General features: G+C 42.6%; 13 protein-coding genes. 3 read left to right on the top strand and 10 right to left on the bottom strand.

The window, feature by feature from the left end; translation table 11 throughout:
* Nucleotides 1-52: 52 nt before the first annotated feature.
* Nucleotides 53-571, top strand: coding sequence for a ribosome biogenesis factor YjgA (yjgA, locus tag ACSLBF_RS01665; RefSeq protein WP_440054891.1), 519 nt, complete (start codon nucleotides 53-55; stop codon nucleotides 569-571).
* Between the two features lie 34 nt (nucleotides 572-605).
* Here yjgA and tldD read toward each other — a convergent pair whose 3' ends face one another.
* The 9 genes from tldD to ACSLBF_RS01620 form a co-directional block, all read right to left on the bottom strand.
* Entirely contained in the window at nucleotides 606-2,045 is a 1,440-nt protein-coding gene (gene tldD / locus ACSLBF_RS01660; RefSeq protein ID WP_440054890.1) for a metalloprotease TldD, read from the bottom strand.
* Nucleotides 2,042-2,860 (bottom strand): carbon-nitrogen hydrolase family protein, encoded by an 819-nt coding sequence (locus ACSLBF_RS01655; protein WP_440054889.1) that lies wholly within the window; start codon nucleotides 2,858-2,860, stop codon nucleotides 2,042-2,044. The genes tldD and ACSLBF_RS01655 overlap by 4 nt, the downstream gene beginning before the upstream one ends.
* A 3-nt stretch (nucleotides 2,861-2,863) precedes the next feature.
* On the bottom strand, nucleotides 2,864-6,757 hold the full coding sequence (locus tag ACSLBF_RS01650; protein WP_440054888.1) for a YhdP family protein: 3,894 nt from the start codon (nucleotides 6,755-6,757) through the stop codon (nucleotides 2,864-2,866).
* Between the two features lie 11 nt (nucleotides 6,758-6,768).
* The gene (gene rng, locus ACSLBF_RS01645; protein ID WP_440054887.1) at nucleotides 6,769-8,241 is read right to left on the bottom strand and encodes a ribonuclease G; all 1,473 of its coding nucleotides are present in this window, start codon (nucleotides 8,239-8,241) and stop codon (nucleotides 6,769-6,771) included.
* Complete coding sequence (locus ACSLBF_RS01640) at nucleotides 8,231-8,809, bottom strand: Maf family protein (RefSeq protein WP_440054886.1); 579 nt, start codon at nucleotides 8,807-8,809, stop codon at nucleotides 8,231-8,233. The genes rng and ACSLBF_RS01640 overlap by 11 nt, the downstream gene beginning before the upstream one ends.
* Nucleotides 8,809-9,288 carry a rod shape-determining protein MreD gene (gene mreD, locus ACSLBF_RS01635; protein WP_440054885.1) on the bottom strand — a complete coding sequence of 160 codons (480 nt, stop codon included), beginning with the start codon at nucleotides 9,286-9,288 and terminating at the stop codon, nucleotides 8,809-8,811. The genes ACSLBF_RS01640 and mreD overlap by 1 nt, the downstream gene beginning before the upstream one ends.
* Nucleotides 9,281-10,123, bottom strand: a complete 843-nt coding sequence (mreC, locus tag ACSLBF_RS01630) for a rod shape-determining protein MreC (RefSeq protein WP_440054884.1) — start codon at nucleotides 10,121-10,123, stop codon at nucleotides 9,281-9,283. Before mreC ends, mreD begins: the two co-directional genes overlap by 8 nt.
* On the bottom strand, nucleotides 10,123-11,166 hold the full coding sequence (locus ACSLBF_RS01625; RefSeq protein WP_440054883.1) for a rod shape-determining protein: 1,044 nt from the start codon (nucleotides 11,164-11,166) through the stop codon (nucleotides 10,123-10,125). Before ACSLBF_RS01625 ends, mreC begins: the two co-directional genes overlap by 1 nt.
* A gap of 69 nt (nucleotides 11,167-11,235) precedes the next feature.
* Entirely contained in the window at nucleotides 11,236-13,242 is a 2,007-nt protein-coding gene (locus ACSLBF_RS01620) for an SUMF1/EgtB/PvdO family nonheme iron enzyme (protein ID WP_440054882.1), read from the bottom strand.
* Nucleotides 13,243-13,636: 394 nt separating this feature from the next.
* On the opposite strand from ACSLBF_RS01620, the gene ACSLBF_RS01615 reads away from it, so the two are divergent.
* Nucleotides 13,637-14,548: a 1-aminocyclopropane-1-carboxylate deaminase/D-cysteine desulfhydrase gene (locus tag ACSLBF_RS01615; RefSeq protein ID WP_440054881.1), complete on the top strand. Its 912-nt coding sequence runs from the start codon at nucleotides 13,637-13,639 to the stop codon at nucleotides 14,546-14,548.
* On the opposite strand, the gene ACSLBF_RS01610 is transcribed toward ACSLBF_RS01615, so the two are convergent.
* Nucleotides 14,531-16,102: an EAL domain-containing protein gene (locus ACSLBF_RS01610; protein ID WP_440054880.1), complete on the bottom strand. Its 1,572-nt coding sequence runs from the start codon at nucleotides 16,100-16,102 to the stop codon at nucleotides 14,531-14,533. The genes ACSLBF_RS01615 and ACSLBF_RS01610 overlap by 18 nt on opposite strands.
* Nucleotides 16,103-17,107: 1,005 nt before the next feature.
* On the opposite strand from ACSLBF_RS01610, the gene ACSLBF_RS01605 reads away from it, so the two are divergent.
* On the top strand, nucleotides 17,108-17,368 hold the full coding sequence (locus tag ACSLBF_RS01605) for a hypothetical protein (RefSeq protein ID WP_000533826.1): 261 nt from the start codon (nucleotides 17,108-17,110) through the stop codon (nucleotides 17,366-17,368).
* The last annotated feature ends 79 nt before the right edge of the window (nucleotides 17,369-17,447 follow it).

The raw sequence follows: 17,447 nt of genomic DNA, 5'->3' as shown, positions 1-17,447 counted from the left end.
TTCATTTATGGTATACTTTGCTTAATATCTAAATTGTAGTGTAAGACTAAACATGGCAAAGCAAGACTCAACGCATGATGAAGAAATCATCTATGTTTCAAAAAGTGAATTAAAAAGAGACGCGCAGCAATATCATCAACTCGGCTGCGACATCGCTGACTTGGCTAAAAAGCAACGTGAAAAACTCCCGCTTAACGATGAACTTAAAGAGGCGATGGCGCTTGCTGACAGGATCCGTGGTAAACACGACGCATACCGTCGCCATATGAATTACATCGCCAAAGCACTTCGCTCAACGCCAAACGTCGAAGAGCTACAAGCAGCTTTAGACCTCATCCTCAATAAAAATAATCAAGCTGACGTGCTACTAAATCAAGTGGAAATAATACGAGATGAACTCATCTCTCAAGGTGATGCTCGAATTAATACTCTACTTGAAGAATACCCAACATTAGAGCGTCAAAAAATGCGGCAGTTAGTTCGTCAGGCAGCTAAAGAGCTGAAAGCTGAAAAACCTGCAAAGTCTTATAAAGAGCTATTTCAATATCTGAAAGACGTTGTTATGCCTTAGTTTATAAGTAAAAAAGGGCTTTGCCCTTTTTTACTTATGCGGTACCACCGACGGTGATCTCATCAATTTTCAGACTCGGCTGACCCACTCCTACGGGTACACTCTGACCATCTTTACCACACACACCGACTCCTCGGTCTAGAGATAAATCATTACCAACCATAGACACTTTTTGCATCACATCAGGGCCATTACCAATCAACGTTGCACCTTTGATAGGTGTCGTGATCTTACCGTTTTCAATGAGGTACGCTTCGGATGCGGAGAAAACAAATTTGCCAGATGTGATATCAACTTGCCCACCACCAAAATTTGACGCAAATATCCCCTTTTCAACACTACGAATGATTTCTTCTTGTGTATGTTCCCCTGGGAGCATGTAGGTATTCGTCATTCTCGGCATTGGTAAATGGGCGTATGATTCACGTCTCGCATTGCCCGTAGGTGCTGTATTCATCAGCCTGGCATTCATTTTATCCTGCATGTATCCCTTTAATATGCCGTTCTCTATCAGCACATTATAGGCAGCTGGCGTACCTTCATCATCTACGTTTAATGAGCCGCGCCTATCCGCCATAGTGCCATCATCAACGACAGTGCATAAGCTTGAAGCAACCTGCTCCCCAACTCTACCACTAAAAGCTGAAGACCCTTTACGATTAAAGTCCCCTTCTAGGCCATGTCCCACCGCTTCATGTAATAAAACGCCAGGCCAACCAGAGCCTAACACCACAGGCATAGTGCCCGCAGGTGCGTCAATCGCTTCTAGATTTACTTCTGCCTGACGAACGGCTTCCTTGGCATATTCCATCCAACGCGGTTTGCCGTTTACTAGTTCTTTGAAATACCCATAATCTAATCGCGCTCCACCACCGGCACTACCGCGCTCTCTGCGGCCGTTCTTCTCGAGTAAAACGGAACAATTTAAGCGGATCAGTGGGCGAATATCGGTTGCAAACGTGCCATCACTAGCAGCAATTAAGACTTCTTCATAAACGGCTGAAATGGAGCTTACAACCTGCTGCACTGCAGGTGCTAGTTGTCTAATATACTCTTCAATATCTCGCAATAAGCTGACTTTTTCAGCATCACTCATACTGCTAATGGGCTGCGCAGGTTGAAACTGCAATGGGGCAGTAACGTCTGAGAAAACTTGCACTTTGCTATGCTCACCTCGTGAAGCTATGCTTCTGGCTGCTTCTGCGGCTTTGTTCAACGCTTCAATGTTTATCGCATCCGAATAACTGAACCCTGTTTTCTCGCCACTAACGGCTCGGACGCCAACACCCCTTTCGATATTGTAGGAGCCATCTTTGACAATACCATCTTCAAGTACCCATGTTTCATGATAACTTGACTGAAAGTATAAATCGGCATAATCAACTTGATGCTGGTGAATATACTGAAGCGTTTGTTCCAGTTGCTCTCGAGATAACTCGCTATCTCGTAATAAATTTTGTTCTACACTATTCATAAAAACTCACTTCTAAAACGGTTGTGGCTTGCAACGGGCATCTTGCTACGAACTTTTTCTATATAATCGCGATCTAACGCGTGGCGAATGCAGCCTAGTTCGCGTCCTGCATCTTCTAGAATTTCTCCCCACGGAGAAATTATTAAACTACGACCGTATGTCTCACGACCATTTTCATGCACTCCTGACTGTGCTGCAGCAACCACATAACATTGCGTTTCAATTGCTCGCGCTTGCAACAACACCTGCCAGTGTGCATCTCCCGTCACTCGCGTAAAAGCACTCGGAATAACAAAAATTTCAGCACCTTGCTCTCGCATTACTTGAAATAAACCTGAAAAACGTAAGTCATAACAAACGCTCAAACCGATGTTACCAAACGGCGTGTTTCGAACAACAACGACTTCATTGCCAGCTAAGGTGCGATTTGACTCTTGGTATTGACCAACACTGTCACTAATCTTGGCATCAAACAAGTGTATTTTATTATAGCGTGCGACTTGCTGGCCTTCCTTATTGAATAAATAGCTAGCAGCATGATATTTATGCTCATCTGCCTGTGTCGCAATCGTCCCGGCAGCTATCCAGACTTTATATTGTTTGCACAAAGCCGATATCTGCTCTAAATAGTAAGGAGTTTGTCCTGCATAAGACCATGTATCTTCAGCGTTTGCACAAAATGACAGCCAAGCTTCAGGTAAACAGACCAACGTTTCGCTGCGGATTGATAGCGCTTCTAGTTGATGTTTTAAAAAGTTAAAATTTTCTTCAGGTGCAATTGCTGAGCACATTTGTAAGGCGATAATATCAGCCATAATTTAATCCATCCCTTTATTATTATTTAAATCCTGAGTACTACTAGCTGGCGTAATTTCCTCTACCGCGTTTTGAGCTGCTTCTTCGGATAAGGCTTCACTGTCATTTTGCGTCGGCTGGATTGGGCGTATAGGCTCGGGTAGCTGAATTTCCTTACTTTTTCTATCCACTTCTGTAACGACTGGTTCTTGCATCGTACCTGTAACTATAAAATTGATTTCTGAGATCACCCGTGTTGAGTGGATCACTTTATCCAGTGCCAATGCTGCAAGCCCCGTTACTGGGTTGACAGCCCATGCCATAATAACGGGCAAACTCGAGGTCACTTGCGGTGCAACCGCGAGTTGATAGTTTATTTCTTGAGTGTTTAAATTCGCATAACCACTAATCGATAAATCTGCTGGCACGCCATCTAATTTAGTATCTTGGGTGTACGCGATACCATCATTAATCTGTATCGTCCCCGACATGTTGTTATAAAAGAAGCCTTTAGAGAACACATCTCTAAAGTCCAAACGCAACTTACGAATCAATGAGTCCAAACTAAGTAATGAAAAAACTCTAGCCCCTTTATCACTTATCTCAGCCAAATGACCTTCACCAAGTGTCCAATCTAAATTGCCACGCAAAGAGGCAACATCAAACTGATAGGGTGCGGTTTGCCAGTTAAGTGCGAAATCTATATTAGCTCTTGAGTCTTTTATGGTTGAGGTAATATCAAACTCATCCATTAATTCGCCAAAGTCTTCACTTGCAAGCTGTCCCGATAAATAAGTTACACCTTGCTGAAATCGACCTGAAGCATTGAGTTTATGCTCCTTTTTATCGACGACTAATTCAGAAATATTCAGCATGTTGCCGTCACCAAAAAGAGACAACGACACATTGTCCAACTGATAGTTACCAACTTTACAGTCACTACAAACAAACTTAGTTGCTGGTACTTGAGTCAACCACTGAGTATCGTGCTGTTGCTTTTGCTCCTGCTGCTGATCGGAATCTGGTAAGTTGACTCTTAAGTAATCACTGGTGATCTGAATGGGCCGACTGGAATCTTTTGGAGGGAGTGCCACCTGCGTTCTAATCTCCTTACCAAAGATTTTCATTTCCAAGCCTTGCTGCCCCGGTTGCAGTTTGACCTCAACGTCAGAGAAAGGAATATCGGATACCTTTAAGGTGCTAATATTTCCATATAGTTCAGCAAGTGAAGGCATAAATGATTTTTCCGTTGGGTTCCCTGTCGCTTCGATAACATTCTCAATTAATGGCAACCAGTCAAGTAGCTCGATTTCGGGTTGTTCGATAGTGACATAAAAGCCATTACCTTTAAGGCCCGAATCGTTATCAGCTAGGAGTAAATGTGCTTGAGTCATCTTTGCGGTACCATTGTCAACGATACCGTTAAAATATAGTTTTTCTCCCAGCGAAGTGCTTAGCAAATTAGAAATATCATCACCAATAATCGTGGCCTTCAACGGCAGCAATTGTTCCGCTTGTTTGTTATATGGTGTCGGCAAATTAATAGCGATACCCGCTAAGTCACTTTCAATATGTGCTTTATAATTAAATCCTAAAGGTTGGAAATTTAGCTCAATACTTCCGTCGATTGCAGTGTCACCGGAAATAAAGTCTTCACTAAACCCTCCATCATGCTTGTGCAACACTTTCGCTGAAGCTTGTAACGAGACATCTATTGCTAATTGATACTGTTGTTTATTACCTTGGCCTTTTAGCGATAAGTCTACTGGCATCTCTAGCCAAGTCGCCGTGAGTTTATCTAACTCAATATCATCATTATTGAAGCGTACTGTGCCAACTAAGTTTTGTAGTTCTATTCCAGGCTTTGTTAGCAGTAAATCGTTGTTGGATAGTTCAGCCATACCGGAAGCTAACGTTGCACCTGATTTTAAATCAACGGTCAGATTAACATTCGCTTTGACAGACCCCTTGGGCTGAACAATTGAGAAAATATTTGCCAAGGGGTCGGCTAATGGCGTTGCACTAAAGAACGCTTGTAAAGTATCGCCTTCAGCTTGATGCTCAATATCAACAGTAAGCTCATTGGCTTGGTTTAAGTTTTCAATGCTTACCGTTACAGAGCGGTTAATTTCTTGATTGAGCAGCTTACCTGCGGTCGCATAAATGTCCATTCGCTCATTTTCAAAGTGCAGCTTAACCTTTCCCGAGGTTACCGAAGGCCAATCCGGAGCAAAGGCAAATTCAACCTCATCCAAGTCTGACTGCACTTCAAATTGTCCTGAATTGTCTTCAAATGGAAAGCGGTGGAGCGGCCCAGAAAACAGCACCTGAGAGAGTAAATGCTGGCCATCTTTAATGCCGAAATTCAAGTAATCAAGCAAACTTTTTCGCATCACACTTACTGGGAAATACTGGGCAGCGATCCCCCCATTTCCTCCTAGCAATTCTGCATACAAGTTGAGTTCTGGCTGAGACTTTAAGGCAACTGAGAATTCACTAACTAGAGCAGTGTTACTATCGCTTATCCAGAGATTTGGAGAAAATATTTGCCAATAATTTTGGGCCTGCTTGTTGATATAAATATCACCACTGAGCTGCTCAATAGACAAATTTCTGTTAAACATGGCCTTAGAAAGGAGCTCTGTGTCTGCGGCACTTAAGTTCATACGAAGCGTGCGATTGTCAGCAACCAGCTCCGTTCTCAAACCAAAAATACCCGGTATTGTGTCAAACGGCTGAGTCGCAACTTTATCAATAACTGCCCAGAGACTTGAGAGCTGCCGCTGCTCTATAGCCACTTTGGCACCGCTGACGAGACCATTGGGAGCCAATTCATAGAGTATGTCTCGGCCCTCAAAATCAGCTAGTTGTGCTAACTGAGCAAGCAAATCAACGCGTATTCCTTCGAGCCATAACGTTTGGCTTTGTGTATCTAAAATCCCTTCTACCGCTATCGGGTCAAACACTTTACTTCCCTGAACGAATTCGATCTGGCTAGTCTTCAGATGCCAATGATTTCCTTTTGGCTGTAATGACATTTGCCCTTCGCTAATCGTCAAAGTTTGTGGAATATCGTTTTCTTGCCAACTGATTGTACTGGGTTGTAAAGAGATAAGTGCATCATTAAAACCGCCATCATTAATGCTCGCCCAAAGCTGGGCATTAATATCTCCATTTATTGCTATGTCTCTAAGTGGCAATAGCTCTGACAACCAAGGAATGGGATCAATCTCTGAGGCTAATACATAAACATCCCCTGAGATATTTCTCAGTTTACGGCCTGTTATAGCCAATTGCGCCTTAAAAGAACCCGTTGATAACCCAGGTAGCGCAATCTCTCCCACTGCATGATGCTGTTGTTGAGAGTTTTGCCAGACAACATCCTGTAATAGCAGGCGGTGCGCTTTACCACTGGCAAAAGCGAAAGTTAATTCACTGTTTTGAATAGCAAAATGTCCCACATCTCCGAGAAAAAGCGCCTCTATCAACGCCTGCTGGTCAAATTCACTATCCTCTTGGGTCACGGAGAGCGCAGGTATATCAACAACGGCTTTGAAACCATCTATCACAAAATAGTTGGAGACCAGTTGCCATTGTCGTATTGACTGAATTAGGTTAATTTGAAGCGAAGTTTTTGCAATCTCGATAGCAATAGGGGTACTGGCGTTTTCTGTAAAAGACAACGATTCCAACACTATCGCAGGACCATTTCCTTGCCAGCTTGCACTGATCTTGCCGATACTCATGTCAACATTAAACTGTTCTTGCAGCATGGTTTCAATCTGCTGCCGATAGTTATTCGTGTATGGTAGCGCATATTTTACGGCAGACACCAGCACAGCCAATGTCACCAAGGTGATAGCGAATAATTGCCAAGCTTTACGCAAGCAAAAAAAACAGACGGCCTTAGCCTGCATTCAAACTATCCTTACATCATTACAACGTCAAACTGCTCTTGGCTATACAAGCTCTCTGTTTGAATACTAACTTGTTTACCAATAAACAGTTCAAGCTCTGCTAAATTATGGTACTCATCATTGATCAGTGCTTCACTGACCGCAGGTGAGGCGTAAACCATAAACTTATCTGCATCATATGCTCTGTTAACACGCACAATTTCCCGCAAAATCTCATAGCAGACTGTTTCGACCGTTTTCAACGAGCCCCGGCCAGAACAAGAGGGACATACATCACACAAAATATGTTCAAGACTTTCACGGGTTCTTTTTCGAGTCATCTCCACAAGGCCTAGGGCCGAGAGACCATTAATGTTAGCTTTTGCACGGTCTTTCGCCAACGCGGTTTCTAAAGAGTGAAGCACTCTTCTTTTGTGCTCATCTGAAACCATGTCAATAAAATCAATGATAATAATTCCGCCAAGGTTTCTTAATCTTAGCTGCCTAGCAATTGCCGAAGTGGCTTCAACATTAGTATTAAAGATAGTTTCTTCTAAATTGCGATGACCAACAAAAGCGCCGGTATTCACATCGACCGTCGTCATGGCTTCTGTTTGATCTATGATTAGGTATCCGCCCGACTTAAGTTCTACTTTGCGATGCAGTGCTTTTTGAATTTCAGATTCCACATCGAATAAATCAAAAATAGGACGTTCACCTGGGTAGTATTCCAGTGCACTTGATAACTGAGGGACAAATTCTTCGGTAAATGATTTAAGCTCTTGATAGGTAAGCTTAGAGTCGACTCGAATACGCTCCATATCTTCACCAACATAGTCACGTAAAGTGCGAAATGCCAAGGTGAGATCTTCATGTAAAATACTTGCTTTACTGGTCTTACGGCGCCTAGATTGGATTTTTTGCCATAGCTTCTTTAGAAATTCAGCATCATGTTGGAGCTCTGCTTCTTTAGCACCTTCGGCCGCGGTGCGCACAATAAACCCACCATTTTCATCATTGTATTGCGAGACAATCTGCTTTAAACGATCGCGCTCTTCTTCTGTCTCTATACGCTGGCTAACACCGACATGAGTGGCGTCAGGCATAAAAACCAAATACCGTGAGGGAATTGTGATATCCGTGGTCAATCTAGCGCCTTTGGTACCAATGGGATCTTTCACCACTTGCACCATAATATATTGACCCTGCTTAACCAGCTCCCTGATATCCTGCACTTTCTTGACCGGTGTTTCATCAACCCCTTCTTCGAATGAAGCACTATTGACAATATCTGAAGCGTGCAGAAATGCTGCCTTTTCAAGGCCTATATCAACAAACGCGGCTTGCATTCCAGGAAGGACACGACTGACTTTACCAAGATATATATTTCCCACAATGCCCAAGTTGCCGATCCGCTCAACCTGAACTTCTTGCAATACCCCGTTTTCAATTAGTGCGACTCTACTCTCACTGGGCGTAACGTTAATTAGTAATTCACTGCTCATGGTTACCCAAAAATACTTTAATTAGTTCATCTGTCTCATACAAAGGTAAGCCGACTACGGCAAAATAGCTACCTTTAAGCTGAGTCACAAAACGGCCACCAAGTCCTTGGATACCATACCCTCCGGCTTTATCCAAAGGCTCTTTAGAATGCCAATAAGTTGCTATTTCCTGGCTAGAAAGCGTTTTAAAAGTGACGTCTGTTACAATCACTTGGCTCAAGACTTTGTGCTGTGTTGCCAGTGCAATTGCTGTCATGACTTGGTGTGTGCGTCCTGAGAGGCTTTGCATCATGGCAGTAAAGTCAGCTTTGTCGTTCGGTTTACCCAACACAGTGTTATCAATAACTACCACCGTATCACTGCCAAGTACGGGCCGATCAACATAGCCCATTTTGACACCCGATTGTGCTTTTAGTCTGGCCAAACGTTCAACCGTTTGCCGTGGTGTTTCTCCATCTATGGTGCGCTCATCAGCGTCAACGCTAAATTGAAGAAATTCATAACCTAATTGAGTTAACAACTCTTTGCGGCGCGGTGACGCAGAGGCCAAATACAACGAAGTGGGCATTACCTAATCCTAAATTGTCTTCTGTACTTCCTGAGCAATGGGAAAATCCATAACCAGCAAATCATACCTGTTACGGCTGGCCATAAATATTGCGGGTTAAAGTAGATATCAAGCAAGAAATGGTTAAGCCAAAATTGTAACAAATGATAGAGCGCTAAGAATAGCCCTATTAGTACAGACTGCTGCCAAATAGAAAAGTTTCTAATCTTTTGAAAGTTACTTACGGTAATGTAGATACAAATTGAATAGGTAAGAGAGTTCACACCTAATGGTGCGCCCATGGCAAGGTCCATGATCAGGCCTATCATCCATGCCCAACCTATGTTTACTTTATACGGTAAAGCTAAAGACCAATACATCAGTACCAATAACACCCAGTCTGGTCGGTAGGGCTCTAAAGAAAAAGGCAGTGGCATAAGTGCCATAATTAATGCGACAAAAACACTCAGTGCGATAAAAATATTACTATGCTTACTCATTGTTGAGCGCCTCGCCAGCTTGTTTTCCTAAAATAACCAACAACCTTATTCTGTCCAATTGCGCAACTGGCTCGGCAAACACCTGAGCAAAGGGTAACCCCTCATTTCTATCGATTTCTGTAACTATCGCAACAGGATAACCCTCAGGAAAAGTCCCTCCAAGGCCAGAAGTGACCAATACATCCCCTATTCGGATATCTAAACTATGGGGCACGTGTACTAACCTGACAGTGTTAATTTTTCCTGTACCTTCAACCACTGTACGGACATTATTTCTTAAAATCCTCACTGGGGTTGCATGTGTGGTGTCCGTCATCAAAAGTACTCGTGATGTGGTAGTTCCCACCTGAGTCAACTGACCGACAATCCCCATTTCATCGATTACAGTCTGCCCTTCTTCGACCCCATCAATGGTGCCTCGATTGACCACAACCTGATGGCTATAAGGGTTGGAGTGAACGGATAATACTTGGGTGATTAAACGATTATTAACCTGTTTTGCTGAGGCCCCTAACAGCGCCCGAAGCTCTTGATTTTCCTTCAACAAAAACTGATATTGTTGGAGTTGCTCACTTTGTAGTAGCTGCTTTTCTTTGAGGACTTGGTTTTCTTGTTGCAATCGTTCTCTGGTATGGAGACTTTTCATTCCTATGTTGAACGCTTCGTAAGGCATATTTGCCAAATACAAAAGCGGACTTACTAGCGTATTTAAGCTAGTTCGAACAAACGTTCCGCCTGATGTGTATCGATCCCCTACGATAAGGACAATACTAAGGACAACTGCGACAGAAAGTCGCAGTTGCAAAGATACGGTCCGGCCAAATAATAGATTCATTAGTCGTAGCTAAACACATCGCCGCCGTGCATATCTATCATTTCAAGCGCTTTACCACCACCTCTGGCGACACAGGTTAATGGATCTTCTGCAACGACTACCGGAATGCCAGTTTCTTCCATCAACAATCTATCTAGATCTTTCAATAATGCACCACCGCCAGTCAGCACCATCCCATGGGCAGAAATATCCGATGCTAGCTCAGGTGGTGATTGCTCTAAAGCTACCATAACCGCACTGACGATCCCCATTAATGGTTCTTGTAACGCTTCTAATATTTCGTGTGAGTTCAGCGTAAAAGAACGAGGCACCCCTTCAGCTAGGTTACGGCCACGCACTTCCATCTCAACTGGAGTTTCACTTTTAAATGCAGAACCAATTTCATGTTTAATTTGCTCTGCTGTGGCTTCACCAATCAAGCTACCAAAATTACGGCGTACATAGTTAATAATCGCCTCGTCAAATTTATCACCACCGATGCGAACAGATGAAGAATATACCACACCGTTAAGTGAAATAATGGCAACTTCAGTGGTACCACCACCAATATCAACAACCATTGAACCAGTTGCTTCTGATACAGGTAAACCTGCACCGATAGCTGCAGCCATAGGTTCTTCAATCAAATATACTTCACGCGCCCCAGCGCCCATCGCTGACTCTCTGATCGCACGCTTTTCTACTTGAGTGGCTCCACAGGGCACACAAATCAGCACCCTTGGGCTTGGACGCATAAAGTTGTTATTGTGTACTTGTTTGATGAAGTGTTGCAGCATTTTTTCGGTTACATAAAAGTCGGCAATTACACCATCTTTCATTGGCCGAATCGCTTTAATGTTTCCAGGTGTACGACCAAGCATTTGCTTCGCCGCAGTACCAACTGCTGCAACGCTTTTAGGACCACCAGCGCGCTCTTGACGAATCGCAACCACAGATGGCTCATTAAGTACAATCCCCTCTTCTTTAACATAGATCAGCGTATTTGCCGTACCTAAGTCGATTGAGAGATCATTTGAAAATAGTCCACGTAATTTTTTAAACATGAGGCAGGATTACCTTTAAGAATTCTTAACACAAAACAGCATCATGATGCTGTTCTTTCAAAATCTATGTTATCGCTCTCGTACTAGACGAAAACCAATGTAGTTCGCTCTAAAGTCAGGAGCTAATGCTAATCTGGTTGAGACTCGAGCTAGGCTTGGTGCAAAGTTCCATGCACCACCTCTCACAGTCACATCACTTTGTGAGGCCCTTTTTTGAGTCCATTCCCAAACATTGCCAACCGTGTCATAAAGACCGTAGCCATTCGGAGCAAATTGCGCAACAGGTGCTGGGCTTTTGTTTGACCATTCGCTACCGCACCAACCGCAATTTGCTAAATTTCTGCCAATTTCGTTACCCCATGGATATTCCGATGTTGTTCCTGCGCGGGCGGCATACTCCCATTCCACTTCGTTTGGCAATCGGTATTGAATACCTTCTTCACCAGATAGCCAATCCGCATAAGCTTTGGCATCTTCATAGGCAACACAAACTACAGGGAAATTATCCACCTGTTCATATCCTGGAGTCTGCCAGTTATATTCTAGCTCCCAAACCGGCTCACCGTTTTGATAATGCGCACACCCTTTGCCTTTTTCAGCTAACGTTTTAAACCCTGTACTATCCACAAAACGTCGAAATTCAGCCACCGTAACTTCGCTACTTTGCATTGCAAATGAATGGCTTAATACTTTTTCAACGATGGGTTTTTCGTTTGGTAAACCATTACCTGTTAAATCACCCATTTTAAATGAACCTGCAGGTATAATAGCGAGTTGGTTTTGCAAGCTGGCTAGTGGCTTTGATTGTTTTTCTGGTTTTGACTCTGTGACTTTTTTCACAACTTCTGTAACTGGCTGACGTGTTTTTACCAGTTTGGCCGTCAAAGTACGCGCTTTTCTTAAATTTACCTTGGCTTTGTAGGTATCATAACCCAACTTACGAATTTCAACGTCATGAAGGCCAGTAGGTAAGGCTACTGTTACTTTTGTCGACCCATAGCTCACGCCATTAATAAATACTTCATCGTCATAAACATTAGAGCGTAAAGTTAAGTCGACTGTTTTGTCAGCCGGTTGTGGCTTTTTTACTAGAGGGGTCTCCTCTATTTTTTGTGATTTTATTGTCGCCACTTCAACGTCCGCTGTTGGCTGCTCATCAAAAGTGAGTTGTCTATCTGAGTAGGTTGAGGGAAAAGAGCTTTGAAACCCAACAGCCAAAGGAGTTCCATAATCGCTACAAAATCTGTTGTCCACATTCAGTAAGTTACATAAACGACTGTTGTTTACATCACCGCGCATGGTCACACTGAGATTAACGCTATAGTTGCCTTGGCCACTGAAAGCGCTTGAAACTACGTGGCTATTAAGCACCTGAACTTGCGCCCCTGCCATATTGCGTTTTGGTTCAACTAAACGACTTTCAGTAAGATTGGTAAAAATTTGGTCAATAAAACGTTTTGTTGCCTTTTGTAATCCTATTTGCTGACCACGTTGCTCACAGGCTGCCAGCGTCTCGGTTCGCTTACAGTTGATGGTGTTATCAACTTCCAAGGTCCCTTCACGTGAAAACTCATTTCTTAAGCGCTCCACACGAGCGCTGCTTAGTTGATCTTTTAGGCTTTCAAGGGTGTTTACCAAGGTATGTTTTGTGACACGAACTTGCTCAATGTTTTCTCGCTGAGATGCAATAGCCGCCAACTGCATCGCAATATCATCTTTATTCTGTTTGTGCTCCGCGACTGCCTGCTGATAACGAGTTTGAGCGGAAGAAATGTCAATGGAAGGGTCATCAATGAGTCTTCTATACAACTCATTCATCGCGTCAAGAGCTTGGTTTTTTTCTTTGTCTAACTCAGTTGAACGATCTCTTAGTAGCTCTAACTGAGATTGTAAACGGGTTTCCTCCGCTAAGTGCTTTTCCAATATTGCTGAATATTTATCAAGCTCATTTTGTTTATTGCCTAATTCAGACTCAATGGCGGTCACCGTTGCTGTGTCTTGAGCATAAACACTTGGTGAAACACTTACGGCTAAAATAGAGGCCGTTACAAAAAAAGTTATAGGAGCAATTCGCATATGTTCCGTTCCCAACAGCGGCAGTTGTTTGGTCTTGTTAATTCTTATAGTTAGGGCTCTATGCTATGTACTTACAAAGTAAAACACAAGCTTTGCACAATTAATATCTGAGTTTACAACTATTACCCAGCAACTTGCCAGTTTTAAAGGCATATTTTCTAGATTTTATTTCACTTCAACAAACTATCAAGCTTTCAAGCAATTTATTGTTTTATCATCCAATTTCGGCAGTGTATAGGATGGAAACACTCTATCGCCAAAATACTAAAGTCACCTGCTCTCCCTAGGCTTACTTCTGCACCTGTTGAATGTCCCCATAAACGATTTTCACTCACTTTTGTAGGTAGATTGAGTTACATTACCCACTATAAATACTCGGAGAATGCCTATTACCATGTCGCTAGCACTCAATTTACCTGAATCTCCAATACAAACCCTTGTTCACCCAACTCTAAAGCTGCACGGGATAAGGTTACGAGTAAAGCGCGATGACTTATTACATCCAGTAATTCAAGGTAACAAGTGGCGGAAATTGAAATACAATTTGCTCGAAATGCAGCACCGAGGGTTATCCGAACTGGTTACGTTTGGTGGTGCTTTTTCAAATCATTTATATGCAACAAGCATGGCTTGCAAGATCTTTCGTTTCACCGGTCAAATAATTGTTAGAGGACCACTACTAGATCATCAAAACCCCACCATAAAAATGGCCCAGGCCTGTGGCTTAACTCTTCACTCGGTCACCCGCCAAGAGTACCGAGAGCGAGGCAATAAAGAGTACGTTGAAAACCTAAAGCGACGCTTTCCTCATGCTTGGCTAATACCTGAGGGAGGGACTAACTCATTTGCTATTAACGGGGTTAAGGAATTGGCTAATGCTTTACCTAACACGGATTATGTCGCATGCGCCGTTGGGAGTGGTGGTACTTTAGCCGGACTTATTTCAGGATTACCCAACACAGCTCATTGCATCGGGATATCAGTCCTCAAAGGAGCTGACTATTTGCAGCAAGAGATCAATGCGTTGGTCACAAATGATCGAACTGCTAACTGGCATTTACTGCATGATTATCATCATGGTGGATATGCCAAGCTGACAGAGCCACTTATACAGTTTTGCAAAACGATGAGACGACATCATCATCTTCCTTTAGAGCCTATTTATACCGGAAAACTGCTATTTGCGCTGTTTGATCTAATCGAAAAAGGCTACTTTAAACGCGGCAGTGATATCATTGCCATTCACACAGGTGGTTTGCAGGGACTGGATGGGCTGAGGTATCTGCGCTCAATTAATGTCAGCTAACTGCTGTAGTGGGGCCGAAAAATAATGCCCCTGCGCCCCCTGAACCTTTAACGCCTTGATACACATCAACTCTGAGTTATTCTCTACTCCAACGGCATAAACCGGTAAGCTCATCGCGGAGGCTTGTTTAACAATTTGCCTTATTGCTTGCCTTTTAAAGCTCGAACTATCAACCTCATGAACCAGCTCATAACTTAGCTTGATGGCGGTTACTAAGGAAAATATTTGATGGCAGTCTGTTGAAAGCATTTTAGACACGTTATCAACATAAATCTCAGCACCTATTTCTCTAACTTGCCGGAATACATTCGTTAAGTAAGAACCGTATTGATAAACTTCATCAACGTTAAGCTCGAATCCGACACGACACATCATACCTGACTGACACAATTGCGAACTTAGCCATGTTATAAATTCTTCATCTAACCAGCTTGTTATATGTAAATTAATACTCACTTTGCTATTTGAGTTTTCATGCTTACAGACGGCCAAGGTCTGCTGCACTATCGTTTTGTCCAAGAACTGAAATTGCTCCGGGGTATATAAATGTTGCAAAAATTGCTTCGCTGAGATTTTGCCCATTTCTTTGTGTTTTACCCTTAGCAGCGCTTCGCTCACTATCACCTCTTCCAGCTGTAAATCAAATAGTGGTTGGAAAAACAGTGAAAATTGCCCATTTTTTAGGTAGCTTATGAGTGCGTCCCCATCGGCTTTTAAGCGTTCTGCCAATGTGTCTGTTAAATGAATTAAATGCGTGTGCTGCCACACTTGATTTTCAGCTATAGACAACGCTGATTTCGCGCCTTGATAGACATGAACTTGTTGTTGACTATCCAAGTAAAAACATGCACCAACTTTAACCGTACTGCGGGATAAATCTCGTCGGTAGCAAACCAAAGTTTGAAATATAATTTCATGAACCTTTTTTAAGTAACTACCAACGTTGCCGCTTTTCACTTCTCGAATTGTTATCGCCAGCGAACCTGAAGGTAAATACTTCAAAGAAAATGTATCAGGCCTGAGCATGTTTTTGGCAAAAGCTAACTGGAATTGTACTTTTGGGTCAATATTGGATGGCGTTTGACACTGCCATGAAGCTAACATGAACACATTGTACAATGGCTCTTGTGTTTCAATCACGGCTGGAAGTTTGGTTGATTTTTCTTCACGATAAACAAATAACCAACGGTGCACAAAAGCTAATAAACCCACAAACAACAAGTTAAAGAACAACAGGATTGGACCGTAGGCTAATAAAACAGGTCGATGATAAAGCACCATTTCGCCATCATCTAATTGAAAATGATGAGGTTCGCGGCCACTACTTGGTTTTAGTGTATAACCGAACTTCTGTAGCAGGTGTTGTTTTGTGCCAATTGATGTGGAGTTATCTGGGTTACTTAACGCAGAAACTAATTCCTCGCCTTTACGGTGTATCTGTACATGAATTACATGTGACAACAAGCCATTCAAAACCAGCAGCAAGATCAACCCAAGTAGCACCAACTTCCATTTATGTTGATGTGTTGTTGCGTCTTTCTGATTAATCGACATAGCACTTCTTAGCAGGTTCAAACTAGTTGAAGTGTTGTTCAAAAGCCCGCAAAACTCAAGCTAGAGGCCTGTAAATTCGGGCTCCAAGGCTTAACTAATTGAACCTTTTGAGGTTAAAGTTTTAGCACGTACGAGCACACAAACATTGTGCCAACTTGAAGGCTTTTTTATACCAATCCTCTTAATTAGTTGATCAATTTTGAGTCGAGAAAAGCGAGTTGATAACATCGCTACCGCGTCCTGCTAACGCTTAGGTGCCTACATCCGTATAGGCAAGGCAAAAATTTTGCTATTTAGTTATCTAAATGAGAAATTTTTAACGCCGTTAGCAGCAGGTTTTATCTCAAATTACTCAGATATTTACGCGGATTGGTATTCGAGGTGTTCTTGCATTTCTAGGTATAAAAAAGCCTGCAGTCGCAGGCCTTCAAAAAACTAATTACACAGTTTTAAATATACCAGAAATTAGAACGGCAGTTCACATAAGTTATGCCAAAAGTCATTCAAGCTATTAAAAGTATTGCCTTTTATTGTAAAAAAAGCCAACTTTGTTAAGTTAAACTCAAATATTGTCAACGATTTGAGCAAGAACTATGGAGTGTTCGCCGCTAAGCGTAAAGATAGCATCTTGACACTTTCGGCGACAGCACCTAATCAACAAAACGCCAACTGGATCTTGGAATATCGAGTGGGCCATAATTATCTCCTGTGATTATGGAGGAGTACCTTGAGAGATAGCCTCCCGAGGGTAAGGTATTGCTGTTTAGGGCCTGCTACCGCTATAGCCAGCGAGTGCTGACAGTGAGTAAAGAGTATGACAGGGACCAAAAAGGATAAAACTCTGTAATTGCCCTTTTAAGGTGCAAAAGACAAGTTTTCCTAAGCAAAGGATAGGATGAGAAGTATGATGATTCACTTATGAGTGGGTTAAACTATCCAAACATAAAGATCTAGGAAAAACTTTCACATGTGAAAGTTTTGCGGCTCAACTCCAAAGGAGCAAAAATGGGCAGAACACTGGAAGATATTATTGCAGAGCAACCTCAAAATCTCGTTGATTCTGCTCAGGAAACAGCTTCAAAACAGCTAATCCATATCCATTTAATCGAGTTACTTGAACGTATCGGGGCTGATGCAGGCTGCCACATTGATAACTGCACAATCGATAGCCTACAGAGACTGAAGCAGCTTGTTGCATCAGCAGGAGGAAGACTTCGCCTTCATGTCGACTTACCGGATGGTTCACATCACGGTTTTAAGCTGTGACACTAGAACTTTCACATGTGAAAGTTAAGGTGCGTTGTGCTCTAAATCCGAAAAGTGTCAGATCTAGTCGCAACTAGTA

The organism is Pseudoalteromonas sp. T1lg65 (assembly GCF_051930985.1).
Taxonomy (GTDB): domain Bacteria; phylum Pseudomonadota; class Gammaproteobacteria; order Enterobacterales; family Alteromonadaceae; genus Pseudoalteromonas.
This window is presented reverse-complemented; position numbering and strand designations above follow the sequence as displayed.